This window comes from Rhodococcus sp. BS-15 (genome assembly GCF_000813105.1).
Classification (GTDB): Bacteria; Actinomycetota; Actinomycetes; order Mycobacteriales; family Mycobacteriaceae; genus Rhodococcoides.
Window position 1 is genome coordinate 1 of record NZ_BAOX01000641.1, and the last position, 593, is coordinate 593.

General features: G+C 70.7%; 2 pseudogenes. Both read left to right on the forward strand.

Annotated features, from left to right (window positions below):
* Positions 1–254, forward strand: a pseudogene (locus tag RHBS_RS29540) (hypothetical protein); the annotation flags it as partial.
* A 38-nt stretch (positions 255–292) separates the two neighbouring features.
* Positions 293–593 (forward strand): annotated as a pseudogene (locus tag RHBS_RS28445) (hypothetical protein); the annotation flags it as partial.

Consider the following 593-nt stretch of genomic DNA (forward strand, 5'->3'; position numbering starts at 1 on the left):
TGCCGCCCGGGCTCCCCGCCGCGGGCACCGGACCGACGCCCGATCAGTCGCGCATGCTCGCCGCTGTGGCCTTCAAGACCTCCGGACTGGTCGTGGTCGTTGCGACGACCCTGGCTCTGGTCACCCTCGTCTCGGTCAACAGCGACCTCACCGGAACGCTCGGGGCGATCGCTGGGTCGTGGTTCGCCGTGCACCTGGTACCCCTGAGCATCGGCGGTACGTCCCTCGCATCGCACCGCTCCTGCCGACACTGATAATCGGCTGGTCCGTCGCCCACACCGTCCACCACGCGGTGGACTCCGACACCGAACGCCGCGTGGTTCGTTGGGTGTTCGCGGCGTCGATGGCCGGCCCGCTCGCCGTCACCGCCATCGCCCTGGCCGTCGCCAAGGACGCGTCCACCGTCATCGGACTGTCCAGCCCCAACACACTCGTTGCCTTCTCCTGGGTCGCAGGCGTGCACGCGGCAGCATCCGGAACCGGTCTGCTTCTCGCGCGCTGGGACTCACTGGTGGCCCGCCGCGGATTCCCGGACTGGGTGCGCGCGCTCGTTGCGCCCCTCGTGCGCGCGATAGCGATCCTTGCCGCGGGCG